This window comes from Geobacter sp. PheSNFMC, assembly GCF_059620965.1.
In genome coordinates, this window is sequence record NZ_JCAMRN010000017.1 from 1 (window position 1) to 25,802 (window position 25,802).

At 63.0% G+C, this 25,802-nt stretch carries 26 protein-coding genes; 7 read left to right on the forward strand and 19 right to left on the reverse strand.

Annotated elements, in window-relative coordinates:
- From AC6CDK_RS05365 to AC6CDK_RS05375, 3 genes are all read left to right on the forward strand, one after another.
- Positions 1–722, forward strand: a 722-nt coding sequence (locus tag AC6CDK_RS05365; protein ID WP_496639763.1) for an NAD(P)/FAD-dependent oxidoreductase, incomplete at its 5' end; no start/stop codon positions are given.
- Positions 723–769: 47 nt separating this feature from the next.
- Positions 770–1,894, forward strand: coding sequence for a class II glutamine amidotransferase (locus tag AC6CDK_RS05370; RefSeq protein ID WP_039645563.1), 1,125 nt, complete (start codon positions 770–772; stop codon positions 1,892–1,894).
- A gap of 66 nt (positions 1,895–1,960) precedes the next feature.
- A complete protein-coding gene (locus AC6CDK_RS05375) occupies positions 1,961–2,707 on the forward strand; it encodes a GltB/FmdC/FwdC-like GXGXG domain-containing protein (RefSeq protein WP_039645565.1) in 747 nt (248 codons plus the stop codon).
- 122 nt (positions 2,708–2,829) lie between these two features.
- Here the strand turns inward: AC6CDK_RS05375 and sppA are convergent, their stop codons facing one another.
- Entirely contained in the window at positions 2,830–3,711 is an 882-nt protein-coding gene (sppA, locus tag AC6CDK_RS05380) for a signal peptide peptidase SppA (protein ID WP_039645566.1), read from the reverse strand.
- A 138-nt stretch (positions 3,712–3,849) separates the two neighbouring features.
- On the opposite strand from sppA, the gene AC6CDK_RS05385 reads away from it, so the two are divergent.
- Positions 3,850–4,326: a metallophosphoesterase family protein gene (locus tag AC6CDK_RS05385; RefSeq protein ID WP_039645568.1), complete on the forward strand. Its 477-nt coding sequence runs from the start codon at positions 3,850–3,852 to the stop codon at positions 4,324–4,326.
- 10 nt (positions 4,327–4,336) lie between these two features.
- Here AC6CDK_RS05385 and AC6CDK_RS05390 read toward each other — a convergent pair whose 3' ends face one another.
- From AC6CDK_RS05390 to AC6CDK_RS05435, 10 genes are all read right to left on the reverse strand, one after another.
- Positions 4,337–4,729 (reverse strand): hypothetical protein, encoded by a 393-nt coding sequence (locus AC6CDK_RS05390; protein WP_039645570.1) that lies wholly within the window; start codon positions 4,727–4,729, stop codon positions 4,337–4,339.
- A 16-nt stretch (positions 4,730–4,745) separates the two neighbouring features.
- The gene (locus AC6CDK_RS05395; RefSeq protein ID WP_039645572.1) at positions 4,746–5,141 is read right to left on the reverse strand and encodes a response regulator; all 396 of its coding nucleotides are present in this window, start codon (positions 5,139–5,141) and stop codon (positions 4,746–4,748) included.
- A gap of 33 nt (positions 5,142–5,174) precedes the next feature.
- Positions 5,175–6,137, reverse strand: a complete 963-nt coding sequence (locus tag AC6CDK_RS05400) for an ABC transporter substrate-binding protein (RefSeq protein ID WP_039645574.1) — start codon at positions 6,135–6,137, stop codon at positions 5,175–5,177.
- A 21-nt stretch (positions 6,138–6,158) separates the two neighbouring features.
- A complete protein-coding gene (locus AC6CDK_RS05405; protein WP_192905551.1) occupies positions 6,159–8,270 on the reverse strand; it encodes an MtrB/PioB family outer membrane beta-barrel protein in 2,112 nt (703 codons plus the stop codon).
- Between the two features lie 31 nt (positions 8,271–8,301).
- Positions 8,302–9,315 (reverse strand): DmsE family decaheme c-type cytochrome, encoded by a 1,014-nt coding sequence (locus AC6CDK_RS05410; RefSeq protein WP_039645577.1) that lies wholly within the window; start codon positions 9,313–9,315, stop codon positions 8,302–8,304.
- A 42-nt stretch (positions 9,316–9,357) separates the two neighbouring features.
- Entirely contained in the window at positions 9,358–10,218 is an 861-nt protein-coding gene (locus AC6CDK_RS05415; protein WP_039648285.1) for an ABC transporter ATP-binding protein, read from the reverse strand.
- 108 nt (positions 10,219–10,326) lie between these two features.
- A complete protein-coding gene (locus AC6CDK_RS05420; RefSeq protein WP_039645579.1) occupies positions 10,327–10,773 on the reverse strand; it encodes a hypothetical protein in 447 nt (148 codons plus the stop codon).
- A gap of 140 nt (positions 10,774–10,913) precedes the next feature.
- On the reverse strand, positions 10,914–11,873 hold the full coding sequence (locus AC6CDK_RS05425; protein ID WP_039645582.1) for a tetratricopeptide repeat protein: 960 nt from the start codon (positions 11,871–11,873) through the stop codon (positions 10,914–10,916).
- Positions 11,870–12,739, reverse strand: coding sequence for a hypothetical protein (locus AC6CDK_RS05430; RefSeq protein ID WP_039645584.1), 870 nt, complete (start codon positions 12,737–12,739; stop codon positions 11,870–11,872). Before AC6CDK_RS05430 ends, AC6CDK_RS05425 begins: the two co-directional genes overlap by 4 nt.
- Entirely contained in the window at positions 12,717–13,874 is a 1,158-nt protein-coding gene (locus tag AC6CDK_RS05435; protein WP_039645586.1) for an acetoin utilization protein AcuC, read from the reverse strand. Before AC6CDK_RS05435 ends, AC6CDK_RS05430 begins: the two co-directional genes overlap by 23 nt.
- A gap of 638 nt (positions 13,875–14,512) precedes the next feature.
- Here AC6CDK_RS05435 and AC6CDK_RS05440 point away from each other — a divergent pair.
- On the forward strand, positions 14,513–15,346 hold the full coding sequence (locus tag AC6CDK_RS05440) for a response regulator (RefSeq protein ID WP_039645588.1): 834 nt from the start codon (positions 14,513–14,515) through the stop codon (positions 15,344–15,346).
- A 115-nt stretch (positions 15,347–15,461) separates the two neighbouring features.
- Here the strand turns inward: AC6CDK_RS05440 and gltX are convergent, their stop codons facing one another.
- From gltX to AC6CDK_RS05470, 6 genes are all read right to left on the reverse strand, one after another.
- Positions 15,462–16,862 carry a glutamate--tRNA ligase gene (gltX, locus tag AC6CDK_RS05445; RefSeq protein WP_039645589.1) on the reverse strand — a complete coding sequence of 467 codons (1,401 nt, stop codon included), beginning with the start codon at positions 16,860–16,862 and terminating at the stop codon, positions 15,462–15,464.
- A 10-nt stretch (positions 16,863–16,872) separates the two neighbouring features.
- On the reverse strand, positions 16,873–17,052 hold the full coding sequence (locus AC6CDK_RS05450) for a DNA gyrase inhibitor YacG (protein ID WP_039645591.1): 180 nt from the start codon (positions 17,050–17,052) through the stop codon (positions 16,873–16,875).
- A gap of 129 nt (positions 17,053–17,181) precedes the next feature.
- Positions 17,182–17,349: a hypothetical protein gene (locus AC6CDK_RS05455; protein WP_010941874.1), complete on the reverse strand. Its 168-nt coding sequence runs from the start codon at positions 17,347–17,349 to the stop codon at positions 17,182–17,184.
- 59 nt (positions 17,350–17,408) lie between these two features.
- Positions 17,409–19,055, reverse strand: coding sequence for a thiol reductant ABC exporter subunit CydC (gene cydC / locus AC6CDK_RS05460; protein WP_192905552.1), 1,647 nt, complete (start codon positions 19,053–19,055; stop codon positions 17,409–17,411).
- Positions 19,052–20,773: a thiol reductant ABC exporter subunit CydD gene (cydD, locus tag AC6CDK_RS05465; RefSeq protein ID WP_039648288.1), complete on the reverse strand. Its 1,722-nt coding sequence runs from the start codon at positions 20,771–20,773 to the stop codon at positions 19,052–19,054. Before cydD ends, cydC begins: the two co-directional genes overlap by 4 nt.
- 13 nt (positions 20,774–20,786) lie before the next feature.
- Positions 20,787–21,788, reverse strand: a complete 1,002-nt coding sequence (locus AC6CDK_RS05470) for a methyltransferase (protein ID WP_192905553.1) — start codon at positions 21,786–21,788, stop codon at positions 20,787–20,789.
- 308 nt (positions 21,789–22,096) lie between these two features.
- Between AC6CDK_RS05470 and AC6CDK_RS05475 the strand changes: the two genes are divergently transcribed.
- Positions 22,097–23,401 carry a DUF3300 domain-containing protein gene (locus AC6CDK_RS05475; protein WP_039645596.1) on the forward strand — a complete coding sequence of 435 codons (1,305 nt, stop codon included), beginning with the start codon at positions 22,097–22,099 and terminating at the stop codon, positions 23,399–23,401.
- Between the two features lie 61 nt (positions 23,402–23,462).
- Positions 23,463–24,443 carry a DUF2950 domain-containing protein gene (locus AC6CDK_RS05480; RefSeq protein WP_039645598.1) on the forward strand — a complete coding sequence of 327 codons (981 nt, stop codon included), beginning with the start codon at positions 23,463–23,465 and terminating at the stop codon, positions 24,441–24,443.
- Positions 24,444–24,536: 93 nt separating this feature from the next.
- Here AC6CDK_RS05480 and AC6CDK_RS05485 read toward each other — a convergent pair whose 3' ends face one another.
- Together AC6CDK_RS05485 and AC6CDK_RS05490 are read right to left on the reverse strand one after the other, a co-directional pair.
- Positions 24,537–24,872, reverse strand: a complete 336-nt coding sequence (locus AC6CDK_RS05485; protein WP_039645600.1) for a YajD family HNH nuclease — start codon at positions 24,870–24,872, stop codon at positions 24,537–24,539.
- Position 24,873: 1 nt separating this feature from the next.
- Positions 24,874–25,779, reverse strand: a complete 906-nt coding sequence (locus tag AC6CDK_RS05490; RefSeq protein ID WP_066357646.1) for an MBL fold metallo-hydrolase — start codon at positions 25,777–25,779, stop codon at positions 24,874–24,876.
- Positions 25,780–25,802 lie beyond the last annotated feature (23 nt).

The following is a 25,802-nucleotide window of genomic DNA, read 5'->3' on the forward strand; positions in this document are numbered from 1 at the left end:
ACGGCATCGACGTCATCACTGAAGATACAGTCGTCCGGATCGAGGGGGACGGGGCCGAGAGTGCCGGCGTAACGCTCCGCTCCGGCGATTTCATCCCTTGCGATACGATTATCGTGGCCATCGGGGTGCGCCCCGCCTGCGGCTTCCTCAAGGGAAGCGGGGTTGAGGTGAACCGCGGCATCGTGGTCGACGACCGGATGGAGACTTCGGTTGAAGGCATTTATGCCGCGGGCGACGTGGCCGAAGCAAAGGACTTCTTCTCCGGGGTAAAGAATCCCATGCCCATCTGGCCCGATGCGTACATCCAGGGCGACATCGCCGGGGTGAGCATGGCCGGCGGCGCCAGGGCCTACGAAGGGGGCCTGGCCATGAACTCCATCGAGCTTTTCAAGGTATCGACCATCTCCATGGGGATCACCAATCCGGCGGAGCCCAAAGAGTACGAAATCCTCACCTACCAGGACCTGGAAAACTACCAGTACCGCAAGATCGTCATCAAGGACGGGCTGCTGGCGGGTGCGGTCCTCGTGGGTGCAGTGGACCGGGCCGGAATTTTCTCGGGACTCATCCGGGAGAAGATTGCCGTAGCCCCCTTCAAGGACCAGTTGCTCGCGCCTGACTTCGGCTTTGCCAACCTGCCGAAGGATATCCGGACCACCCTCTTCGCCCCGGCCGGCAAGGTGACGGAAACCGGCAGACAGGCCGTGGCGCTGGGGCACTGAGGGGCCGGCAGCTCACACGATTCGACGACCAGACCGAGGTTCGAACAATGATACAGACAACGCGGAAACCGACGCATAACTTCCAGAAGGACATCTCCAACTGCGGCCTGACCGGCTTCATATCCACGGCGGGAAACCTCGTGGAGGGAAGCGTGATCATCAAGTCGATCTCCCTGATGCACGACCGGGGCAACGGCCTCGGCGGAGGATTTGCCGCCTACGGCATCTACCCGGACTTCAAGGAATTCTTCGCCTTCCATCTCATGTACGAGAACGGCATGGCCCTGCAACTGACCGAGGAATACCTGGAGCGCCACTTCTTTGTGGAGCACTATGAGGAGATTCCTACCCGCCGCACCCCGGCCATCGTCCACCCACCCCTGTTCAAGCGCTATTTCGTGAGGCCCCTGGAAACGCCTGAGTACCGCGAGGCCATCGACTTCCAGAACATGACCGATGAGGACGTGGTCGTGCGCCACGTGATGGCCATCAACAACGAAATCGAAGGCGCCTTTGTGGTTTCCTCGGGCAAGAACATGGGGGCATTCAAGGGGGTCGGCTACCCCGAAGAGATCGCCGACTTTTTCCGCCTCGAAGAATACACGGGGTATATCTGGACCGCCCACAACCGATTCCCGACCAACACCCCGGGCTGGTGGGGCGGCGCCCACCCCTTCACGCTGCTCGACTGGTCCATCGTCCATAACGGCGAAATCTCGTCCTACGGCATCAACAAGCGCTACCTGGAGATGTACGGATACGTCTGCACCATGTTGACCGACACCGAGGTGGTCGCCTACACCCTCGACCTTCTGATCCGCAAGCACGGCCTGACGCCCGAACTCGCCAGCCTTGCCATGGCCGCCCCCTTCTGGGACATGATCGACGGGCTCCCCGATGACGAGCGTCAGCTTCTCACCGCCATCCGCCAGGTTTACGGCAGCGCGCTTCTCAATGGTCCGTTCGCAATCCTCTTCGCCAGCAACGAAGGGCTCATCGGCCTCAATGACCGGGTCAAGCTGCGGCCGCTGGTCTGCGCCACCAAGGACGACTTCGTGTACATGGCATCCGAAGAGGCTGCAATCCGCGAGATCTGCCCGGCCCCCGACAAGGTATGGTCACCCCGCGGCGGAGAACCGGTGATCGTCAAGATGCAGCCGGGCGTCATCTAAACCATCGGGGACCAGGGACCGGATGTCGGTTGCTCCGAGCCTGCCCCCTCAGGAGAGGTTGGTATTATGAACATTAACGCACAGGGTCTTTACTACCGGGATCTGAACCGGAAAGTACGCGAGGCGGTGGCGGCCGGAGCATCGGAGATCGTGCTCGACAACGTGAACGGGCAGTATTTCATCGGCGACGGGATCAACAAGCCGGTAAAAATCATCATCAACGGCGTTCCCGGCAACGACCTGGCAGCGTTCATGAACGGCGCCACCGTGGTTGTCAACGACAACGGCCAGGACAACATCGGCAACACCATGAATGCGGGTAAGGTCATCGTGCACGGCCACGCGGGCGACGTCCTGGGCTACGGCATGCGCGGCGGACGGGTCCACATCCGCAAGGACGTGGGCTACCGGGTCGGCATCCACATGAAGTCCTATAACGAGAACAAGCCCGTGCTCATTGCCGGCGGCAAGGCGGGTGACTTTTTCGGCGAGTACATGGCAGGCGGGGTACTGGTACTGCTCGGCATGTTCACGGATGACCCGGAAAAGCCGAAGCACGGCTTCCGGTTCGGCACCGGCATGCACGGCGGCACGATCTTCGTGCGGGGCGGCGTGGACGAGTCGAAGCTCTCCCGCGAGGTCGGGGTCTTCGAACTGACCGATGGCGACCGCGCCGAACTGGAGCGCTACCTGAAGGACTACTGTGCGGACTTCGACATCGACTTCAGCGAAGTGATTGCGGAAGAGTTCGTGAAAGTCCTGCCCCGGAGCAGGCGCCCCTACGGCACCCTCTACTGCCCCATGCCGCGCTGACGTGGCAATCCTGAAAACGGCAGTGTTCGACTGCCGAATAGAGGATAATTCTCCTGGAAATGAAAAGAGGGATGCCGCCATCGGGCGGCATCCCTCTTTTCATGGAATCAGAGAGGGGCGGCTCACTCCAGCTCGTAGCTGAAGCTGAGCCCCTCCCCCTTACGCACCGACCCGCGCACCGCCTCGGCCACCTCGCCGAACAGCATGTCCCGCAGCAGCTTCCGCTTTTTCGGGGGAATGATCAGGGTTGGCTCCCCCTCGATCCCCGCCAGACGCCCCGCCTCCATCACGGCATCGTGCAGCGTGCCGAGCCGGTCCACGAGCTTCAGGCGCAGGGCCTGCTCGCCGGTGTAGACGCGACCGTCGGCAAGCCGCCGCACCTCCTCGACCGGCAGTTTTCTTCCCTCTGCCACGGCCCGCACGAACTGATCGTGAAGGTTGTCGATAACCCCCTGGAGAACGGCCCGTTCCTCCTCGGTGAGTTTCCGCACGGGGGAGCCCGAGTCCTTGAACTTGCCGCTCTTGAGGGTGAAGGCCTTGAGTCCCACCTTGTCCATGAGCCCTTCGATGTTCGAAAGCTTCATGAGCACGCCGATGCTGCCGGTGATGGTACCCGGATTGGCATAGATCACGGCCGCGGGCACGGCGACGTGGTAGCCGCCCGAGGCCGCCACGCTCCCCATGGAAACCACCACCTTCTTGGTGGCGGCCAGCCGCTTGACCGCGGCGTAGATCTCCTGGGACGGACCGATGACCCCGCCCGGCGACTCGACCCTCAGCACCACCGCCTTGACGCTGCTCTTCTTGCGCAGGTCGTCGAGCTGCTTGACGGTCTCCTGGGAATCGATGATGGGCCCCTTCACCTCCGCGTAACCAACCCCGTCGCCGATGGTTGCGGCCGTCATGTCTCCCATGAGAATTCGCGCCACCTGCACCGAAAACGTGAAGAGGATGATCAGTGCAACCAGGGTTACCCCGGTAATAAGAACATGTTTCCTGGTCATGAATGGTCCGTCGGGTCCGCTCCGCGCCGGAGAAACTGGCGTCGCTTTCCGTGATCAGTGCTTGGGCGCTTCACCATGAGCGGGTGTTCCCACTATTCCTGTTGAGGCGTTCAGTGGCGCTCTGCTAGAATGAACAGTATGAAAATCGTGGTCCTCTCCGATACCCACGGCAATCAGAGCCTGGCACTGAGCATCCTCGACCTGCACGAAGATGCCGGCCACGTGGTCCATCTGGGCGACGAGCTCCAGGATGCCGACTTCCTTGAGGATGCCACGGGAAAAACCATCATCAAAGTCCAGGGCAACTGCGACTGCTCCCCTGCCCACCCCCGTGAGGCATCGCTGGAACTGGCCGGCCGGCGCTTCCTCCTGACCCATGGGGACGCCTACCACGTCAAATCGGGCCTTGAACGGCTCCGGGAGCGGGCCGCGGCCGTTGACGCGGCAGTGGTCCTCTTCGGGCATACCCACGTTGCCTGCGTCGAAGCAATCGACGGCATCCTCTACGTCAATCCGGGCTGCCTGAAGCGCGGTGCCGGCACCCTCACCTATGCCGTTGTAACCATGAACGGCGATACCGTCACGGCGGAAATCCTCCCTGCCGTGCTACCCTGAAAGGGCTGTATCAGCAACCGCAGCCGCAGTTGTGGCAGACCTTGCGGTTATGGTCCTCGGGAGGGACGGTTTCCGGGGCAAAGGCAATGCGGGTCACGGCGCGCCTGATATCGTCCAGCAGGTCGAGATTCGGGCTCTGGCCGATCACGTGGCCAACGCACACGTTGGCAAAGCCGTCGGTCGGGGACGATATCCGGACCGCGTTGAGCAGATCGTTGTAACTGTTGATGTCGATGGTGAAACCGTCGTTGACCGCCCGTTTGAGAATAACCCCGCTACGGGAGAGATCGTCGGCCAGCGTGCCGAAAAACCGTTGCGACTCGGGTCCCTGCAAATCGACCTTCCAGTTGTCCCTCACGTGGTTCTGTTGATAGAAAATGACCGTTATCTCCTTGCCAGCCATCCCATGGCCTCCTTCGTCACCGGCATACCGCTTCCGACGTCTTGCGCTGCAGTGATCCCAATACCATGTCGAGCACTGCCTTCTGGCCGGCCTCGTACTTGTTCATGACCGCCAGGCAGGTTCCCAGGGGAAAGTGCTGGTGCAGGTAGTCCGCATCACGGCTCGACAAGACGATGATCCTGTTCCGGTCCATGCCCACCTGGCAGGCATAGCGAACCACCTTTTCCCCATCCATGACCGGCATCTCGTAATCCACGAGGAGGAGATCCACATCCCCCTTCCTGATGAGTCCGAGGGCCCGGACGGGATCAGAGCAGGTATGCACGCGCAGCGCGGGAAAGCACTGCCGGATGTACTTTTTCAGAAACTGCGAAAACGATCTGTCATCATCAACGATCAGGATGTTTCCCATCAACTACCTCAAAGGGAGCGCCACGGCTGCTCCCTACTTGATCACTCGTGTGGCTGCGCTCAGTGCTTTGAATGGTACATGGAGATCCAGCGTTCTGGCAACTCCCATGTTGAGCACCAAGTCAACCTTGCGCGGCGTGTAAACGGGGAACTCTCCCGGCCTTCGGCCGGAAAGTATCTTGGATGCGTAATCCGCCGCCAGTTGCCCCTGTTCGGTCGGGCTGATTTCGAGGGAAACCAGCGCCCCCCGCTCAGAAGAGCCTGGCGTAAGAGAGATGACCGCCACCCGTGCGTCCGTGGCTTTCCGGACGATGCGGTCGAACCCCTTGCCGATCACCGAACTCTCGGAGACAAAAAGGCAGTCAGCGCGGCCGAGCAGATAGGTAAGCGCCGTATCGAGCCCCGCGGCGGACGGAACGTTCGCCTCGACAACCGCGAACCCCTGCTGGGCAGCCACACGCTTGACCTCCTTGAGCTGGAGGATGGAGCCGGCTTCCCGGGTATTGTAGAGAACGCCCAGCACCCTGATGGGCCGGATATCGCCCATGGCCCTGATGAGGGTTGCCACGGGCACCTTGGAACTGACTCCGCAAAGGCTTCCCCCCGTCTGGGACATGCTGCGCGAGATGCCGGTTTCGACCGGCCCGTAGACGTCCACGAACACAACGGGAATGCCGCTGGTTTCCTGCTTGGCGGCAAGGGTGGCGGGAGCGCCGAACGTCACGAGAAGATCGGGCTTGATGGCATCGAATTTCCGCACACTGTTCGCCCAGGAGATGGGATCGGGGTTGGGCGTCTGCGTTACCACTTCCACGGCCCCCTCCTCATACCCCCTTGCCGCCAGGGCCTTGAGGAACGAACGGTATGCATCACGGTAACGCTCCATGTCGCTGGTCAGAACGGCAGCCACCAGCTTGCCCGCCGCGAACGCCGACGACGCGCCGCAACAGAGGCAGAGCATGCACGCGAGTGCTATGAACGGTTTTCTGAACGCCATTACTCGGTTCCGGTCATCCCGCTACCACTTCGCCCTCACAAGAGCGGTCACCTGATGCACATTCCCCTCGTACAGGGAAGAGAGTTTATTGTCGTAATCCCGATAGGAATAGTCGAGGCCGCAGGAAACCAGTCGCGAGAGATGGTAATTGACCCGCGCGGAGAGCGAGTTCTCGATGGTCTTGGCTCGCGACACATCCCTGATCAGGAAGGTTGATATCCCGTCGGCCGTGGTATCTTCGGGCTTGAAGTCGGAGAGTGAGCGCACCTGCTGGAGCGCCAAGGAAAGGTCGACCCGCTCCGTGAACCGGTAGGATGCGTTCAATGATACAATCTGTGCCTCGGAAGTGTACTGGGTTCCCGCGTATCCGCCGAGGAGAAAGCGGGACAGGAGGATGGCCTGATCGGAGTGGTCCCGGAGGTATCCTGCGCTGACGCTCACCATGAGGGGCTCAAGGGGTGCGAACCAGACACTCGCCGCCCCGTGGACCGAACGGCGATCGCGCGGCAGGGTCAGGGTTCCGTGCAACGGCGGATCGTCGAACGTAGTGACGTCCTGCGTGATGTGATCGTTGTTTTCACGGACGATCTTGTAACTGGCGGAGATCCCCCAGCGCCCGGCCATGGTGTAGGAGGCCAGGATGTTCCCCTCATGGCGGTTTTCAGCCTCGGTGCCGTAGGACGGGCTGTCGGTGGCCGTGTAGGCGTACAGCGCCCGCAGGCGCATCCCCTTGAACGGGCGATACAGCAGGGTCATCGTGCCGCGGTTTGAGGAGGTGGTATCGGGCAGGCGCCAGCGGTCAACGTCCGTGCCGGTGTTCGACCGCTGCAGGAAGTCGCCCCGATACTCGCCGTTAACGGTCAGGATGGTGTTCGGACGGAGGGAAAAGTTGGCCGACACCACATCGCGCCGCGTGTCCATGCCCGACCGGACACCCACAACCGGGTTCGACAGCGAGGGGACCTGAACGACGGACGGCGTGTCCCGGTCGATCTCCTGGTGCCGGTACTTCACCGAAAACGAAAACCATTGACAGGGGGTATAGACGAAATCTCCGGCCACATTCTGCAGGGTGTTGGAGGTCTGGTCGGCCCCGGCCACGGTCGTGAGCGACGACTGGTTGTCCCTTTTGCCGTACGAATAGGAGGCGGACCCGATGATCCCCCCCGTAAGCGACGTGTAGAGCTTGGCGGTATGGGAGTAGTAGCGGCTCTCCGGGGTGGTGTTGTGCTGGAGGAGCCCGGCGCTGCGGATCAGGGCGCCGTTTTCGCCATAGCGGGGCGCAAACTGGAAGCCCGGCGGCGCGATGCCGTCGTCCAGTTGCCTGATCAGGAAGGTGTAGAGGATATTGACCGGTCCCAGGTGGGCGTCAAAGCCGATGGTCCCCTCCTGGGTGTGGTTCTTGACGGGACGGGTCCGGAACAGGAGCCTGTTGCGCCGGTCCTGGTTGTTTGCATCCAGGTCGGCCGGGTCGGGCGACTCGTCGAAGCCGTAATCGGAGAAACGAAGCTGGGAGTAGCCGTCGCGTACCAGCATCCAGTGGCCGAGATTGAGGTGAATGGGATAGTCGTGGAATTTATAACGGAAATTGACGCTGTCCTGCCGCACGTACATGCCGTACTCGTCAGCAGGGTTCAGGTCGGTCGCGATGGGAACGTGCGGCGTTTCATGGTCAAGGTTGTGGTAGAGCGCCTCGGTCCGTAGGTTCAGCCGGTAGTACCCCTTGTAGTCAAACAGCAGGGACGCGTTGTAGTCCTTGGTATTAAGGTATTCGCCCTCAACGACCAGCTTGAGATCCCTGCCCACGGATCCGGCGGTGAACCGCCCCGCCCCGCTCGACCGGAGACGATCGTATTCCGCGGCCCGGCGCCCCTCGCGGCTGACATCGACAAACCGGTAGCCGGCGGAAAGATCGACAATCTCCCGCGTGCGGACGTCAACCTCCTCAAGGGGCACCTCGACGTACTCGCCTTCTTCCGTGACACTCTCCAGCGGAACAGCGGCAGTGTAGGAGAGTTCCTCCGGCTCTGCCGCCACAGCCAGCTCCTCGCCTCCGGCACCGGCCGGAATTGCCGCCGCAAGCAGCACGAACGCCGCCGCCAGCGTTGCTCTTAGCCTCACGAGTTCCTTCACGGGTCAACTCCTTGGCACAGTTGTCGGCAACTCACTGCAGGAACCAGGCACGCCCTTCGGCGGAAGGCATGTCGGTTCCATGGATCTGTGAATGGCAGTCGGTACAGCGGCTGGCGAAAAGCCGCCTGTTCTGGGACGCAGTCGCCGGGTCCGCGTCGAGGGTGTAGAAATGTCCCGAATGGCACTGGAGACACAGGAACGGCATGGCCGCGTTCAGAAGATGGTTGCTGACCGAGCCGTGGGGAGTGTGGCAGGTGGAGCAGTTCTCGGTCACGTCGCCATGCTCGAAGGCAAAGGGGCCCTGTTTGTCCATGTGGCAGCGGGTGCACATCTCCTTGACCGTGTTGCCCCGCAGCAGGTGCTCCTGGGTGGAGCCGTGGGGTTCGTGGCAGTCGGTGCACGCCATTTTCCTCTCCCGGAGCGGATGGTGTGAAAAGAGCTGGGCTTCGGCCTTCACCTGGGGATGGCAGCCGTAGCACATCTCCGCCATCTCCTCCCGGCTCACCTTCTGCTGGGAGCCCTGGTGAAGCTTGTGACAGTCGAAGCATCCGACGTCGTTCAGGGCATGAACGCCGGTGTTCCAGTGGGCAAGACTCGGCGTTGACGCGGCGGTATGACATTTGAGGCAGATGAGCGATTGGGCGGGGGTATGCAGGTTCTTGATATCGAGGAGCTTGCCGGTGTCGCACTTGACCTTGTGTTCGTCATTGTACTCCACGTCCTCCCCGACTTTCTCGATGGCCAGGCTTCCCGGGCCGTGGCATGATTCGCAGTTGACCAGGGGGAGGCCTGTTTCGGGGCGGATTTGCTCCCCGTGGACGCTGTGGCGGAAATCGTCGGTTATCTTCTCATGTTTGTGGCAGCGGGCCACACAGTTGTCGGTCCCCACGTACTCCGCATCGAGCCGCCCGACGATCATCCGCTCATACTCCCTGACCGGCAGGAGCGGACGGTCCTGCTTGAGCGCGGCACAGCCCGCGAGGAACGAGACGCCGGCGACCAGTGTGGCACTCAATGCAACAAACGCTTTTCCGTATCCTCTCATGGATCTTCCCCTGTGGGCGAAACGCCAGACGCGGTCACGCGGTCATTCGCCCTTGATCCCCTTGGTGGTCGTGTAGATGAACCCCCTCACAATCGGGTTCTGGCTTGCCTTTATCTCGGCGGGGGTGCCCACGTCGACGATCCCGCCGTCGTGCATCATGGCGATGCGGTCTGAGACATAAAGGGCGAAGTTCAGATCGTGAGTCACGATTATGGTGGTGTTTTTCGTCGTTTCCTTCAGCCTCAGGATGGTGTTCGCCAGTTCGTCGGTGGTCACGGGATCCAGCTCCGCCGTCGGCTCGTCATACAGGATGAGGTCGGGGTTCATGGCCAGGGACCGGGCAATGGCGACCCGTTTCTTCATGCCGCCCGACAGCTCCGACGTCTTGAGCTGCTCGGTATTCTCCAGCCCCACCATGGCCAGCTTTTCGCGGATGATCTCCCGGATGCGCTGTTCCTTGCAGATACGCTTCTCGCGCAGCCAGAGCCCCACGTTCTCGCCCACGGTCAGGGAGTTGAACAGGGCCGACGACTGGAACACCATGCTGTAGCGGTAGTCGCTCGGCGTATCCTTTCCCCTGTTGACGAAGACCGGATGGCCGTCGATGAAAATCTCTCCGCTGTCAGGTCGCTCCAGCTTGACGATATGGCGCAGGAGAACGCTCTTGCCGGTTCCGGACGGACCGATGATGCAGAAGGTCTCCCCCGCGTTGATGGCCAGATTGACATCCTTCAGGACATGTTTCTCGCCGAAGTGCTTGTTGAGGTTCTCGATCCGGATGGAAACCCCGCGGGTATCGGTCAGGTCAACCCGGCAATCGCACCCCTCTTTCTGGAAAAAGGAGGGGGCAAGACCGTGCATCAGCTTATGAAAGAGCCCTTCGCCATCGTGTGCCGAATCCATCTGTGAAACAAAAACCACGGTATTATTCCTCGCGCGATAGTGGCCGGCATGATACCAGAGGCGCGGTCGTGCCTCAACAGCGGTGTTCAGGGCCGCTTCGCGCTCACATTAAAAAAGATAGCGACGCCGGTTGGTAAAAAACGAGCGGTGCCGGTAAATGTACTGCGTTAACAGCAGGATCGCCAGGGCGCTGGCGATGTTGTTGACCACCAGGGCTTCCTTGTCGATCGGCTCTCCAATAATCCGTTCCAGCTCGGCAGTGGAAATCATGTTCAGGTTGACGATGGTGTTCACCACCTCGAAGAGGTTGTAGCCGATCAGGCAATACCAGGTCAGCAGTTGCCTCTTGTGGATCCCCAGAAAGAGATAGAGGCAGATGAGGCTGTCAACGAACACGATTGCCTTGGCCGCCGTGCCCACGTATATCCTCCCCAGAAAGGGGAAGGGATTACCGTAACTGGTGGCCGTGACGATGAAGAAAAAGAGATAGAGCCCGGTCAGCAGCACGAGGCCGAGGGGGCGCGATTCCATTTCCAGTTCCTGATCTTCGGTCATTTGGCGGCCTTTCCGGGTGATCCGGCTGAATTGCTTCAGCGCTTCGGGCGGCGCATGTCGCTAATGGCGACACAGGCGAAAATCGTGGCCATGACCAGCGCGATGAAGATCCAGTCTGCAATACTGAAGCCAAACATATCCTATTCCTCCCCCGTGGCCTTCCTGAGGCAGGCAAGCGACTCCTCGTGGGCCGGATCGAGCTGAAGCGCGGCGCGGAACGACTCCTCGGCATAACGCGGCATGTCCAGGTGCATGAAGCTCTTGCCAATGACGCAGTGGATGTCGGCAATGGGAAACTCGGCGCAGAAGATCCCGTCCATGAGCACGTCCTGGAGAATGGCGACGGCTTCCTCGTAGCCGCCGGCGTGAAAACAGGCAAAGGCGGCTCCGATGGCCTCCAGGTAATCCACCGGGGCAATGAGGGGGAGCCGCCCCTCGCTGATTCGGGCAAGCCGTACCCGGAAACGCTCCGCTTCATCGGCATCGGCCGGATCAAGGGTATCGCGCCAGCAGGAGGCAGCCTCTTCGTATTTCCCCAGCAGGTAGCAGACCTCCCCCAGCAGGCGGAGCGCTCTGCCGTCCCCCGGCTTCAGTTCCAGGGCGCGCCGCAGGAAGTGCTCGGCCCGGTAGATGCTGACCGTGGACATGTGAAGCGCCGAAAGCCGCAGTCCCCGGTCAAGATAGGCACGGCCGATCTCCAGGGGAAGCCCCCCATTGCCGGGTTCGAGGAGGGAGAGGACCTTGAGGCTGGCGATCTTCCGGTCGATGTAAGGGACCTCCACATCCTTGCTGTCCAGCATGATGGCGTGGCTGGCCAGCTCCGCCAGGTAGTGGGGGTAGGCGTCCCGCAGCAGCGTCGCATAGGCCGCGCAGTGGATGCAGTCCGGGTTGGTCCGCAGGGCCTGGTAGACGCCCCTGCCCACCGCATCATAGGAGGGCTCTCCGTCGAGGGAGGCGTAATCCTCCTCCAGAAGGGGGACCGGCAGCCCGCCATAGGGAATCTCGGCCGCGCCGTCCTTGAAGACGAGCACCGCGTCAAGGGGGGGATAGTAGTAGGTGACTCCCTTGATGGGAGTCAGGTCCTGCACCTGCGCACTCATAGTCGTACTCCTCCTCGTGTTTCGCCAGCGGGGTCGTTCTGCCGGTCGGGAAAGGTATCGACTCCCGCATGGATGCCGATCATCTTATAGATGCGCACGTCGTCCCACGGCTCGTCCATGATGCCGTCGTGGATGGCCCAGCTCCGCCCACGCACCGTCCGTTCGGCGCCGGGCAGCCGGAATGGCGTCGAGCCGTCGAGCCGCTGGTGGAGAATTCCGCCGGGCCTGAATTCCCGGTCGATCTCCAGCATGAGTCGCTTGCCCGTGACATAGTCGAAGCCGTACTTCTCGTACCGGATTGCATTGTCGTAGGTCAGGGGCTCCGCCGCGATCATTTCCACGCCGAGGGCATCCACAAACCGCTCGAACCGGGGAAAGAACTCGCCGAACAGATTGAGCCCGTGACGCGTCTGGTTCGGGAACAACCCCGCAGCCATGGCACGGATCTCCTCGGGAACGTTCCGCCCCTGGGAGGCGAAATAGTTGGACCGCCCTTCGGCATCCCTGTCCACATCGAAACGCGGGGCATGCGGGTCGGCAATGATGCAGAAGGCCAGCTCCATCTGCCGGTACGGGGTATCGGCCAGTTCCAGAAAGAAGACTGTGTCCCGGTCATCGGGCCGTGCCCTCACCTCGATCCGCACCAGGCCGATTCCCTCCGGGGCGATGATCCGCACCCTGCCGAGCCCGTCGGACCCCCTGAGGGTTTCGTGCGACATTCCGAGCAGTTCGAACAGCCGGGGCGGAATCAGGCCGGCGTAAATCCGGTCGCGCTCCGCCTGGCCGAGACCATTGATCTCGCGCAGGGTATGGAGCTCGCGGCCCGAAGCCGCCACCAGCGGTTCATTCCCCGGAAGTCTCGCCATAGGAACCGATGATCACCGGGAAAATCGTCTTCCGGATGAGGGCTATGCTGTGCTCCACCGCATCCAGGGCCTGGTTGCGGTCGTCCTCCTGGGCCCAGTGCATGGCATCGAGGAGCATCCTGTTGGGATAGCCGAGCCGGCCGATAATCGACACGAACGAATCCGGCAGCCGCGGCGGCAGCTCGACCCCGTTCATCACACCCCAGGCAAGGGTCCAGGCCCTGGCCACGTTGACCAGGTTGTATCCGCCCCCTCCCACGGCAACCCAGGGAATGCCGAGCGCCTTGAGCTTGCGCAGGATGTAGGTGTAGCTGTGAGTCGTCACCTCAAGCCGCGTGAGGGGATCGGTACGGAAGGTGTCGGCGCCCAGTTGGGTCACGAGGACATCGGGATTATAGGCGGCGAGAAGCGGAAACGCCACTTCGTCGAAGGCCTTCATGAAAAGCGCATCGTCGGCGTGGGCCACAAGCGGGATATTGACCGAATACCCCGTGCCCGCGCCGGTGCCGGTTTCCCCCTCGAAACCGGTGCCGGGGAAAAAGTACATGCCGCTCTCGTGAATCGAAATGGTCAGGACCCGGTCCGTATCGTAGAACGCTTCCTGCACGCCGTCGCCGTGGTGGGCGTCGATATCGAGGTACGCCACCCGCAGGCCCTTTTCCAGGAGCAGGTTGATGGCCACGACCGCGTCGTTCAGATAGGAAAATCCCGAGGCCTTGGCCCGATGGGCATGATGCCACCCCCCCGCGAGGTTGAAGGCGATGTCGTAGCCCTCCTCGGCAACCAGCCGGGCCGCCTCGATGGTCCCTCCGGCACCCAGCCGGGCCCAGTCGTAGAGCCCCCGGAAAACCGGGTTGTCCAGATCGCCGAGACCGTACCGGAAATCAGCGCGGGCATCGTCCGACTCGCTGAATTCCCTGAGACGATCGAGATAGTCGGGGGAGTGAAAGGTGAGCAGCGCCTCTTCCGTGGCCCGGGGACAGTCGAGGGTGCTGGCGTCCGGAAGCTCCATGAGGCCATAGGCGCGCATGAGCTCGAAGGCGAGGAGAAAACGCTGAATCTTGAACGGATGGTCGTCGCCATAGCTGAACCGGGCGAAATCGTTCGAGTATATGAGGGCTGTTCTGGCTGGCAATAGGATTCCCGTGACAAAAAGACGCAAGAAACCTCAATTTCTTTTAACCACGCGAATTTACAATGTAGACGTTCCCCCGTCAACCCCTATTTTCCCCAGCGGTCGGAGCGTACCGCAGAACGGACGCCATTATGTGAGGCAGCCTTGCCGAAGGGTTGGCCAGGGCGAACATCCAATGGTGCATTCGAATACAGCCATTTCCTGTGATTTCGAACCATTATCGGTTTTGCAGAGAGAGTGCCATCGAAGGCAGAGCCCCAACGGCTGGCATGACCGCAGACCACTGGATGGCTTCTCTGTCACCCGCGCCGGCACCGACTGCCCAGTTCACCAGACAGGCACCTATCCTGAGGATCATGTGCGTTAATCCTGCCTGACATATCGAACAAAAGCCCCCGCCTGCGCCTCCTGTTTCCCCACGACAACCCCCCGGATTTTTTGACAACAACTCTAAAGTATTCTCATTACCGGCCGATTTGATTACCATGGGATACACATGCGACAGGCGAGTGCGCATACGCCGGCCAAGGGTCACACCGCAACCGGTGTGATATCAAGCGGTTGGTATACGGTGCAAAGTGTGTCATAGTAGTGGTCGGACCGCAAGATCACTACCACAAACGCAATGGAGAGCATACATGTCGGACAAGAAGCAGTTGGGCGATCTTCTCGTGGATGCGGGGATCATCACGGTAAAGACCCTTGAGCGGGCCCTTGATCGGCAAAAGGGGAGCGGCAAGCGCCTCGGCCAGATCCTGGAAGAGATGGGGGTCATTAACGGCGACGAACTGATCGACGCCCTCTCCAAGCAGTTCGCCTTCAAGACGGTAAGAGATTTCGCGGACTATGCGTTCCCTCCCGAGCTGCTCGCGCTTGTGCCCCAGGACATCGCGGTACAAAAGCAGGTGTTTCCCATCAAGCAGAAGGACAACATGCTGGCGCTCGCCATCAATGACCCCTTCGACGTAGAAACGATCGATTTTTTGGGCAAAAAAAACGGGGTACAGATCATCCCGGTCCTGGCCACCCGCCAGGAACTGCTGACTGCGATCGAAAAGCACTACCTGCACGGCAAAGCCAAGGATTCCCAGCGTCAGAAGATTCTGGTGGTTGAGGACACGCCGCCGGTGGCCACGATAATCCAGGTGGCCCTGCACAAGGAAGGATACGACGTCCTGCTGGCCGGCGATGGGGTGGAAGGGCTCAAAACCGCCGTGGCGGAAAAGCCCGACCTGATCATCTGCGACTCGGTCATGCCCCGCATGGATGGATTCAGTCTCATGCGGGCGGTACGGGCAAACCCCCTGATCGCCGACACCCCCATGATTCTCCTTACCTCCAAGGCTACCGGCGAGGACGAGCAGCGGGCCCTGGAGGCCGGCTTCATCGACTTCATCGCCAAGCCGGTCCAGCCCATACGGATCGTGACCCGTGTGCGGCGGGCCTTCGATCTCCTGAAACGGTTCAAATAATACCCTGCCCCCAGCCTCGGAAAGTCGCCGGGGCAAGGGCCGGACCTCTCGACACCAAAGGGGCGGCACGAATCCGATCGTGCCGCCCCTTGTGCAGTGCGCTACATGCTTAGGTCTACCGTTCCAGGTACGCCACGGCCCGGCGCAACCGCCGCAGTGTCTCGTCCTTGCCGAGAGCCTCGACAACCTCGTAGATACCGGGTGAAGCGGTGCCGCCGCACAGGGAAACGCGCACGGCCGGTCCCAGTTGCCCGAACTTGATCCCCTTTTCCGCGATGAACTCCTTGAACGCGGCCTCGAGCCCCGAATGGCTGAAATCGGCACACGCGTCGAGCTTCTCCGCGAGCGAGGCGAGCAGGGGCAGCGTTCCCGGCACCAGGTGCTTGGCGGCGGCCTCCTCGTCATAGCTGACATCGCTCCGATAGTAGAACAGGGCGCCATCGGCCATCTCCACGAGGGTCCGCGACCGCTCCTGGAGGGTCTTGACCACCAGGGGAAGGTTCGGTCCGGCCGAGGGGTCGACCCCCCGCTCCCGGAGAAACGGCACCAGCAGCTCCGCGAGCCGCTCGGGTGAGCTCTCCTTGATGTAGTGATGGTTGAGCCAGAGGAGCTTGTCCGGATTGAACACCCCAGCCGACTTGCCCACCGCTTCAATCGTGAACTTCTCGACCAGGTCCTGCCGGCTGAAGATCTCTTCGTCCCCGTGGCTCCAGCCAAGCCGCACCAAGTAATTGACCATCGCCTCGGGCAGGAACCCCATGTCGCGGTAAGCCATGACGCTCGTGGCGCCATGCCGCTTGGAAAGCCGGGTCTTGTCGGCGCCGAGGATCATCGGCACGTGGGCAAAGCGGGGCACCGGATAGCCCAGGGCCTCGTAGAGCAGGATCTGACGGGGCGTATTGTTGATGTGATCGTCACCCCGGATGACAGTGGTGATCCCCATAGTTGCATCGTCGATTACCACCACGAAGTTATAGGTGGGAGTCCCGTCGGTGCGCTGTATGATCAGGTCGTCCAGTTCCTCGTTGTTAAAGGCGATCCGGCCTTTGATCAGATCGTCGAACGCGGTCACCCCTTCGCGGGGGGCCCTGAAGCGGACCACGAAGGGCCTGTCGGCGTCCTGAGCGTCAAGTTCGCGGCAGGTACCGTCATACTTGGGCTTGCGTCCCTCCTTCATGGCCTGTTCGCGCCGCGCCTCCAACTCCTCGGGCGTGCAGTAGCAGCGGTACGCCTTTCCCTCGGCCAGGAGCCGTTCCACGAACTCCCGGTAGACGGGAAACCGCTCGGATTGATAGAAGGGCCCCTCATCCCAGTCGAGGCCGAGCCACTCCATCCCCTGGAGGATGGCATCCACCGATTCCTGGGTGGAGCGGGCAACATCGGTATCCTCGATGCGCAGGATGAACGTCCCGCCCTGCTTGCGGGCCAGCAGCCAATTGAAAAGAGCGGTACGCGCTCCCCCCACGTGGAGGTAGCCCGTGGGGCTCGGCGCGAAGCGCAAACGTACGTCGGACATGGAGTGCTCCTTACTCTCGGTCGTTTTCGTCGTTGTCGGCAGGGGTCTCGGGACCGGCGATGCGATATTCCTCGTCGGCCCAGGCGGCCAGATCAACGGTCTTGCAGCGTGCCGAACAGAACGGCCGGTGGGGATTCCCCTCCCAGACGGTTTCGGTTCGGCAGCGGGGGCATTTCAGAGTGGTGATCATCGGTGTCTCACGGTGAAACAAAAACCCCCAGGAGCAGGCGCATCCCGGGGACGTACGGTATCGGTCGGTCAGATCCCAAGCACGGAATACTACCGCCATCGCGCGTTTCCAGTCAATGTCAAAGTGGGATCAACGGAAGAACTGGAAACCCCGCCGGTGGAGTTCGCCCACCATGGCGTCGGGAACAACCCAGTACATGTTGTCGGGGCCCAGGACGATGGAGACCGGCTGGTCCATGGCAAACGAATGGACCTGGGCCACTGAAAGAAAGGAAAAACGGTAGACTGGCTCTTCCACGTACCTTGGCTCCCTGGACGATTGCGCGTCGGCTCTTTATCTGATTCATCGGCACAACCTCAGTGAACTTTAAAGAAATAGTGCACCCGTTCAGCCAGGGCACCGCAGGCTGGGCGGTGGGAGATGATCAGCACGGTCTTCCCCCCGATCCGATTCGCCAACGCTGCAATCACCCGTTGTTCGGTGGTCCAGTCGAGCCCTTCGGTGGGCTCGTCCAGCAGAAAAACCGGCGCATCCTTCAGCAGGGCCCGGGCCAGGGCGATCCGGCGGGCCTCTCCTCCCGACACGGCACTCCCCCCCTCACCCACCGGGGTATCCAGACCCAGGGGCAATCCGTCGACCCACTCGGCAAGGGCAGCATCCCGGACGGCCCGACGCACCTGTTCCTCTTCGGCCGCCGGGTTGCCCAGAAGGATATTCTCTCTGATGGTGCCGTTGAAGAGGTGGGGCTGCTGGGGAACCACAGCGATCAGCCCGCGAATAGCCTCCCCTCCCAGGTCACGGAGCTCGACTCCCCCCAGGGTGACGCTCCCCCCGTAATCGCGGAAGCGAAGGAGGATGTCGGCCACGGTGCTCTTGCCCGAGCCGCTGGGACCCATGAGCGCCACCCGTCCCCCGGCGGGCACGTCCAGGTTGAAGTCCCGAAGTACCGGCAGGGAAGGGGCATGGGAAAACGAGACGTTGCGGAAGGCGATCCCCGCGGATGCCGGGAGAGGCGCTGGCACGGCAGGTTCCGGCACCGGCGGCGGAGAATCGGCCAGCTCGAGAATTCTTCGCACCGACTCCCGGGCGGCCGGCAGGTGCTGGAGCGCAGCGGGCATTCCGCCGGCTGACTCGAAGGCAGCCGCGGCAAAGAGCAGCAGCATCACCAGCAACGGTCCGCCGAGTTCCCCGGCGGCAACCTGAAAGGATGCAATCGCAAGGACCGCGGCCACCCCGACCCCGCCGCAGGCAATCCCTCCCGCCAGGGTGATGCCTCCTCCTGCCGCCAGACGCTCCTGTTCCGCCACCAGCCGTCGCGAAAGATCGTCAACCAGTGCGGCCTGACGCTCGGTCGCCCCCAGCAGGATCAGCTCCTCTCCGCCCTGCAGCCCTTCGGTCACGGTTTCCCGCAGGCTGCCGGCCAGTTCGGCGGAACGGCGGCCGGGCTCCTCGGCCAGTCGCCGCGCCACCAGGGGCAGGCCCACCCCGGCGGCCAGCAGGGCGAGAAAAAGAACCCCGGCGGCAGAGGTGCTCCAGATTGCAACAAAAGCCGTCGCAGCCAGGATTGCAACCCCACCGGCGGCGAGAGGGAGCATGATCCGCAGATAGAGACTTTCCAGGGCATCCACGTCAGCCCGGAGCCTCCCGGCCACGTCTCCCCCGCCCAACCGCTCCAGCGTTGCCGGCGCCAGGGGCTCAAGCCGCCGGAAAAGCCAGACGCGCAAGAGGGCAAGGACCCGGAAACCGGCCTCGTGGGTCGCCAAGCGCTCCAGGTAGCGCCCCACGGTCCGCAGGATGGCGAGGCCCCGGATGGCGGCCGAGGGGAAAAAGTAGTTGAAGGCGGCGCCCGTGGTGCCGGCAACGGCCATGGAGGCGATGAACCAGCCGGAGACGGCCATGAGAAGCGCGTTGGCGGCGATAACGAGCACGGCGAGGAGCATGCCGGCCGCCATCCAGGGCCACTGCCCGCGGGCCACGGCGAGGATGCGGAAGAGCTCTCTCACGCCGGGCCCTCCTGCGCCAGAAACGCTTCGGGCTCCATGACCCGTTCGATGGTGCCTCCCGCGAGCACCGCCACCCGCCCGGCCCGGCGGATGGTCTCCTCACGGTGGGAAATCACCAGCACCGTCCTTCCCGCGGCGATCCGGTCCAGGGCATCGCCCACCAGGCGTTCGTTTTCGGGGTCGAGACCGGCGGTCGGCTCATCCAGGACCACGAGCGTCGCCCGGCGCACAAACGCCCGCGCCAGGGCCAGCCGCCGCAGCTCGCCCCCGGACAGCCCCGCGCCCCGATCGCCCAGCAAGGTTTCAAGCCCCTGGGGCAGCCGTCGGATGAAAGGCGTTGCCGCCGCCCCATCAAGGGCGGCACGGATATCGTCATCGGAGGCATCCGGCCGGCCGAGCAGAAGGTTCTCCCGAATGGTCGCCCTGAAGAAAAAGGGACGTTGGGGCACCCAGGCGATAGTCGACCGCCAGGCGTCCGGTTGTACGAGTCCCAGGTCGACCCCGTTGACAGTGATCCTCCCCTGCTCCGGCCTGGCCAGCCCCACCAGAAGCCGGACCAGCGTGGTCTTGCCCGCGCCGCTCCCTCCCGCAAGCGCCGTGATGCTGCCGGCCGGCAATTCCAGGTCGATCCCTTCGACCCCGCCCCGTTCGCCGCCATAGCGGAAGCCGACCCCTTCGAACCGGACGGCCGGCGCTCCCGGCGGGACGGGCAGCCCGTCCATCCCGCCATGGGGCAGGGGAAGGGACATGAGGGGGGCGAGCCGCTCGGCCGCGGCCACCCCCTGCATTCGGGCATGGTAGGAGAGCCCCAGCGTCCGGAGCGGCAGGTAGAACTCCGGCGCCAGGAGCAGCACGAAGAGGCCATCGGCGAGCCCCAAGTTGCCGGCCAGGAGCCGGAACCCCACCACCACGGCCACCACGGCCGTGCCGACGGTGGCGAAAAACTCCAGGGTAAAGGCCGAGAGAAAGGCGATCCTGAGCACCGCCATGGTCGCTTGGCGATACTCCTCGGAAACCCGCGCCACGGCCTCGGCCTCGCGCTTGACCGCGCCGAACAGTTTCAGGTCCGGCAGCCCCTGCACCAGGTCGAGGAGGTGTCCGGCCAGCAGGGAAAGCCGGCCCCACTGGCGCCGGTTGAGGCTTTCGGAGCCCCGGCCGATGAGTACCATGAACAGGGGAATGAATGGGGCGGAGAAGAGGAGGACGAGGCCGGCGCGCCACTCGGCCGGGACCACGACGAACAGGACCGCCGTCGGCAGGAGCGCCGCCAGGGCCAGGTGGGGCAGAAAGCGGGCCACGTAGGGTTCGAGCCCTTCCACGCCCGCCGTCACCGCTTCCACCAGAGGGCCGGTCTCCTCCCCTGCCCTGCCGGCCGGTCCCAGGGCCAGGAGCCGCCGGTAGAGAGCGCTGCGCACCCGTTCCTTGAGGCGCGCCGCAGCCGCGGCGGAACGCCGTTCGGACACAAGGGCCAGCACGCCCCGCGCCAGGGCCACGGCGGCAACGGCAGCCGCAAGGGGAAGTACCGACTCTCCTCCGGCGCCCTCGATAACCACCCGATGGCAGGCCGACGCCAGAAGCCAGGCCTGGAGGATGACCAGCAGCCCGGCCACGAAGGCACAACCTATCGCGACCATGAGAGGATCCCGCACCTGCCGGGCCTCGCCCATGAGCCACTGCTCGGGTCGTTGCCCGGTATGCTCAGGCGTGTCGTTACTCATGAAGGGATGAATCTCAGGCAACGGTCCCGACAATGACGCCGGCACCGTTGGGGAGATCCAGGGGAAGACGCCGCAGGTCACGCACGCCGGCTGCCGCCATCATGGCCGTCAGCTCACCTTCGGCATAGGACTGTCCCCGCGCTGTCCCCACCAGCATGTTCAGGGAAAAGAGGGCCGGGAAGAGCGGCCCGTCCTTGGCATCGTTCAGAATAAACTCCTGGACCATGATGATGCCTCCGGGCTCGAGGGCCGCCACCGCCTTTCCAAGGATGACCGCGCACCCTTCGGGCCCCTCGGAGTGAAGAATCTGGGAGAGCCAGGCCACGTCGTACCTCCCCGGAATGTGCCCGGAGAGGAAATCCCCCTCCTCGAAGGAAACCCGGTCTGCCAGGCCGAAGCGGGCAATGGTCCGCTCGGCAAAGGGACGGGTGGTGGGAAGGTCGTAGACCACGGCCCGAAGCCCGGCATTGTGGAGACAGAACTGGATGGCCCAGGTACCGGGGCCGCCCCCCAGGTCCAGGAGCCGTTGCCGTCCCGAAAGATCGATCCGGGGCACCACCTGCGGAGCCGACAGCATGGCCAGGTTGAACATGCCCATCAGGAAGCTCTCCCGCGCCGATTCGTCGCTGCCGTGGGACGAGCTCTGCCGAACCGGTCCGCCGCTGCGCACCGCTTCGTCCAGGCGCGCCCACCCGGCCACCAGGTGATGGTGGTGGCTGATGATATGGCCCAGGTAATCGGGCGAATCCTGCGAGAGAAAGCGGCAGGCGGCGGGAGCTGCCCCGTAGCGCTCTCCCCGCTTGCGCACGAGCTCCATGGCGGTGAGGGCATCCAGGAGCATGGCGAGGGCCCTGCCGTCGACGCCCAGCCGCTCCGCAAGTTCCCCGGCCGTGATATCCCCGCCGGTAAGGGGGGTAAAGACATCCAGGCTCACTGCGGCGTGGAGCGCGCCGATGTTCCAGTGGCCACTCGAAAGGTGCAAGAGTTCTGCCGGTGTCCAGTTTTTCGGTTCCATGCGTGCCTCCGGTCGTAAGCTGTCTCCCGCGGCCGTGAATGGCTCAGGCGCGGGATAATGACAATGAACATACCCGCGTCACTGAAATATGCAAGATTCTTTATTCTGATTTCGGTGCGCGTGCGGCGGATAAGCGGCAGCGCCGCACCCCGTGCCGCCGCTGGAGGCCCGTGCGCACGCGGCTGTCCAAATGGCCGGGCAAGGGATGCGCAACAAAAAATTGCCGTTATACTTTAGGAGATTCAATCGAAGCCCGGCAGCCTTCCGGACCGGGTCATGACGCTCCGGAAGGCACCAGAGGAGATCGTATGAAATCGATAATCACGAGAGCGCTGCGGTTGGCCTGCATCATCATCGTCATGCTCATGATACCGGCCGGCTTGCTTGCGCAGGACGAAGAGAGCGCACCCGAGCAGGCAACTACATTCAGCAAAGAGGAATTGACCCAGATGCTTGCGCCGATTGCCCTCTACCCCGACTCATTGACGGCCCAGATACTGATGGCTTCCACCTATCCGCTTGAAGTGGTGGATGCGGAGCGATGGCGGCGGCAAAACATGGGCCTTAAGGGTGAAGAGTTGGATAAAGCCCTCCAGGAAAAGTCTTGGGATCCCAGCGTCAAGTCGCTCTGCCACTTCCCGGAGGTCCTTTTCGCCATGAGCGAAAAGCTCGACCAGACGAGGAAGCTGGGCGATGCCTTCCTGAGTCAGGAGGACGATGTTACGGCCACCATTCAGGAACTGAGGCGCAAGGCCGAGGAACAGGGAAATCTCAAAACAACCACCGAGCAGAAGGTCATCCATGAGAAGGAAATCATCCGGATCGAACCGGCCGACCCGACCATCGTCTATGTGCCGGTCTACAACCCCCTGTATGTGTACGGCCCCTGGTGGTATCCCGCCTACCCGCCCTACTACTGGTACTATCCGCCCGGGTTCGCCGTCACGGGCGGCTATATCGGCTTCGGCCCGGGGATTTTCATCGGCTTCGACCTCTTTGCCTGGGCCTGGTTCGATTGGCCGGTCCACCGGGTCTACGTGGACATCGGCAAGACGAGACGGTTCCACCGCTACTACTATCGAGGGAACGTGGTCAGCCACGTCTGGCAGCACAACCCCGTTCACCGGCGGGGCGTGGCCTATCGGGACAGGAGAACGAGCGAATTCTACGGCAAGCGGCCGCCACGGATGGCACCGGTCAGGCCGGAAACGCGCGGCTACCCCGATAAATTCCCTGGCCGGCCGGAGAGCAGGCAGCAGCCGGCTCGTGAGCGGCGTGACGTGCCGGGCACGCCACAACCGGGGAAAGGCCCCGGCCAAGTCCAGCGGCGGGACAGCACGGTCGCGCCACAGGCGCAACCACCCCAGCGCGAGCAGGTGCAGAAGCCGGCAAGACGCGATACCCCCTTCCAGGGCGTGGGCGAAGGTTCGTTTGAACGCCGGGCCATCAAACGCGGCGAATCCAGCTTCCGGAGCGTCACGCCGGCGCCCCAGGGGGGCAGCAGGGGGGGCTGGAGCGGACAGCGGGCACCTTCCGGCGGCGGCAGAGGGGGCGGCGAAATGAGAGCGCCGGGCGGCGGTGGCCGCGGTGGAGGCAAGAAGGAATTCAGGTAGCGCCAGCCACTGCCGGACGTTCCGTTCCCCGAGAGCCCACTGCGCGCAGAGGAGAAGACACATGAAACAGTTCGCATCCCACCATCAAGGCGCACGCGGCCGGCTCGCCCTGGCGGCCGTTATCGCAGCCGTTGCCATGCTCCTGTCGCTGATAGCCTCGCCCTCCACGGCCGCAACCGTTCGGCACAGAACCTTCGCCTCACCCGACGATGCGGTCAAGGCCCTCGTTGCTGCCGTAAGAGCGCATGACGAGAAGGAACTGCTGCTGATCCTGGGCCCCGGCAGCAGGGAGTTGATCTCTTCGGGCGACGAGGTGGCGGACAAGACGGATCGGGAGCGCTTCCTCAGTTCGTACGAACAGGCGAACCGACTTGAGCGGAAATCGGCAACCACGGCAGTCGTGCACGTGGGCCCCGACCAGTGGACCATGCCGATTCCCATCGTAAAAAAAGGCTCCCGCTGGGCCTTTGACGTGGGGAAAGGTAAGAACGAAATCCTGAAGCGGAGGATCGGCAGGAATGAGCTGCACGTCATCGATGTGCTCGACGCATACGTGGATGCCCAACAGGAATATGCGAGCAAGGATTGCCGCGGCGGAGGAAAGGTCGAGTTCGCCCAGCGGCTTTTCAGCACGGAGGGAAACCGTGACGGGCTCTACTGGGAAGCGAAGGAGGGCGAGCCGCAGAGCCCCCTCGGTCCGCTGGTGGCCCAGGCGGCAAAGGAAGGGTATGCGCCGGAGCGCAACCTCTCCCCCTTCCACGGCTACTATTTCAAGGTTCTCAAGGGCCAGGGAAAGCATGCCGCCGGGGGAGCATACCACTACGTGATCAAGGACAAGATGCTCCTTGGCTTTGCGCTGGTTGCCTATCCCGCCGAATACGGCAACTCGGGGGTGATGACCTTCATCGTGAATCAGGCGGGCAAGGTGTACGAAAAAAATCTCGGCAAGGACACCCGGCGCAGGGCCGAGGCCATGGAACTGTTCGATCCCGATTCCACGTGGAAGCAGGTAAAGACCGAGCAGGTTCCCGCGCGGAAATAGCGGCGCCGGGGTTCTGCCCCTGCGCAACCTTGCGAGACAGAAAAGGCCCCGGGTTCCGGGGCCTTCTTTATTCCGGAGGTGGCAGTTGCCTACTCACGTTTTGCTGCGGTCGTCCAGATAGTCCCCAAGCACGCCGCGGCTGTGCTCGTCGTCGTGGCACCATACACAGAGGTTCTCCCAGTTGCTGCCATCGGGGGGATTGTTGTGATGGTTGCCGTCCCGGTGGTGCACCGTGAGCAGGTGCAGATTGTTGAGTTCAAACTCCCGGCCGCACTTGGCGCAGATCCAGCCGTGGATCTTCAGCGACTGCTCCCGGTAGCTGCCGGGGCCGGACTGTTCCGCGCGCATGCGCCGCACCATCTCATCGAGCTCGGCATCGCTGCGCACGGGCGGCTTGCCGGGCCTGCGGGGTCGGAACGACTGTCCCATCTCACGCCTCCCGTTGCTCGGCGGCGCCCCAAAGCAGCCTGCCCCCGTCGAAGATCATGGCGATCCGCCCCTCTTCGGACAGGAAGGCGAGGATGGAGCGGATGGTATTCCCCACGAGCACGTACTGGTTCGGGTCGAGGACGATGCCGTACTCCCCGCAGACGCGTTCAAGCACCGTTTCGAAGGAGGCCGGCGCCGCGCAGCAGGACTCCACAAAGGAAACGGTCTGGCGCACCCGCTGTTCATTGGCTTCTATCAGCGGGCCGATCTCCGGGGAAGGCGCCCCGTGGCTCGGCACATAGATGGCCGCGTCCAGCTCCCGGAGCCGCCGGAGCGACGCCAGGTGCTCCCGGACGTCGTAGAGGTAGAAGATGGGGTACTTGGCGAGGATTGACTCCGGAAACAGGCTGTCGGCGGCAAAGAGGACGCCGTCCGGGGTGCGGATGCCGATCATGCCGAAAAAGTGTCCGGCCAGCGTGACCGCCTCCAACCCCGTGTCGAGGATGGGGCCGGTGGCTTCGATGATGTCGGTGACCGTGGACGGCTTGGCCATGAGAAACTTGTTGCGCAGCGCCTTCACGGGATAGCCGCCGTAGAGGAAGGACGGCTCAAGGATCGGATTGGCGATGAAGGCGGCCTCCGGGACCGTGGCAGCGATGCGGCAGCCGGTCTTTTTCTGAAGGAACGCGTTGCCGCCGATGTGGTCGGCATTGGAATGGGTGTTGACGATGAGGTCAAGGGTCCACCCCTGGCCGTTCAGGAGCTTCAGGATCTGCCGTCCCGCATCCTCGTCGTTGCCGCTGTCAATGAGCACGGCCCGTCCGTCGCGCACATACACGCCGATGGCGGCCGGTGCGGGGATGAGCCAGGTGTTGCCTGCCAGGTGTCGAAGGGTGAGGGAAGCCATAACTCTACCTCGCTGGATGGAAA

What these genes read in the sequence shown, in the direction of transcription:
- AC6CDK_RS05400 (WP_039645574.1), bottom strand. Translation starts at nt 6,137, where the DNA reads ATGGCGTTCAGAAAACCGTTCATAGCACTCGCGTGCATGCTCTGCCTC.
- AC6CDK_RS05475 (WP_039645596.1), top strand. Translation starts at nt 22,097, where the DNA reads ATGAAATCGATAATCACGAGAGCGCTGCGGTTGGCCTGCATCATCATC.
- cydD (WP_039648288.1), bottom strand. Translation starts at nt 20,773, where the DNA reads ATGAGTAACGACACGCCTGAGCATACCGGGCAACGACCCGAGCAGTGG.
- AC6CDK_RS05420 (WP_039645579.1), bottom strand. Translation starts at nt 10,773, where the DNA reads ATGACCGAAGATCAGGAACTGGAAATGGAATCGCGCCCCCTCGGCCTC.
- AC6CDK_RS05390 (WP_039645570.1), bottom strand. Translation starts at nt 4,729, where the DNA reads ATGGCTGGCAAGGAGATAACGGTCATTTTCTATCAACAGAACCACGTG.
- AC6CDK_RS05440 (WP_039645588.1), top strand. Translation starts at nt 14,513, where the DNA reads ATGTCGGACAAGAAGCAGTTGGGCGATCTTCTCGTGGATGCGGGGATC.
- AC6CDK_RS05425 (WP_039645582.1), bottom strand. Translation starts at nt 11,873, where the DNA reads ATGAGTGCGCAGGTGCAGGACCTGACTCCCATCAAGGGAGTCACCTAC.
- sppA (WP_039645566.1), bottom strand. Translation starts at nt 3,711, where the DNA reads ATGACCAGGAAACATGTTCTTATTACCGGGGTAACCCTGGTTGCACTG.
- AC6CDK_RS05430 (WP_039645584.1), bottom strand. Translation starts at nt 12,739, where the DNA reads ATGGCGAGACTTCCGGGGAATGAACCGCTGGTGGCGGCTTCGGGCCGC.
- AC6CDK_RS05490 (WP_066357646.1), bottom strand. Translation starts at nt 25,779, where the DNA reads ATGGCTTCCCTCACCCTTCGACACCTGGCAGGCAACACCTGGCTCATC.
- AC6CDK_RS05385 (WP_039645568.1), top strand. Translation starts at nt 3,850, where the DNA reads ATGAAAATCGTGGTCCTCTCCGATACCCACGGCAATCAGAGCCTGGCA.
- AC6CDK_RS05480 (WP_039645598.1), top strand. Translation starts at nt 23,463, where the DNA reads ATGAAACAGTTCGCATCCCACCATCAAGGCGCACGCGGCCGGCTCGCC.
- AC6CDK_RS05375 (WP_039645565.1), top strand. Translation starts at nt 1,961, where the DNA reads ATGAACATTAACGCACAGGGTCTTTACTACCGGGATCTGAACCGGAAA.
- AC6CDK_RS05415 (WP_039648285.1), bottom strand. Translation starts at nt 10,218, where the DNA reads ATGGATTCGGCACACGATGGCGAAGGGCTCTTTCATAAGCTGATGCAC.
- AC6CDK_RS05370 (WP_039645563.1), top strand. Translation starts at nt 770, where the DNA reads ATGATACAGACAACGCGGAAACCGACGCATAACTTCCAGAAGGACATC.
- AC6CDK_RS05410 (WP_039645577.1), bottom strand. Translation starts at nt 9,315, where the DNA reads ATGAGAGGATACGGAAAAGCGTTTGTTGCATTGAGTGCCACACTGGTC.
- AC6CDK_RS05470 (WP_192905553.1), bottom strand. Translation starts at nt 21,788, where the DNA reads ATGGAACCGAAAAACTGGACACCGGCAGAACTCTTGCACCTTTCGAGT.
- gltX (WP_039645589.1), bottom strand. Translation starts at nt 16,862, where the DNA reads ATGTCCGACGTACGTTTGCGCTTCGCGCCGAGCCCCACGGGCTACCTC.
- AC6CDK_RS05395 (WP_039645572.1), bottom strand. Translation starts at nt 5,141, where the DNA reads ATGGGAAACATCCTGATCGTTGATGATGACAGATCGTTTTCGCAGTTT.
- AC6CDK_RS05485 (WP_039645600.1), bottom strand. Translation starts at nt 24,872, where the DNA reads ATGGGACAGTCGTTCCGACCCCGCAGGCCCGGCAAGCCGCCCGTGCGC.
- AC6CDK_RS05450 (WP_039645591.1), bottom strand. Translation starts at nt 17,052, where the DNA reads ATGATCACCACTCTGAAATGCCCCCGCTGCCGAACCGAAACCGTCTGG.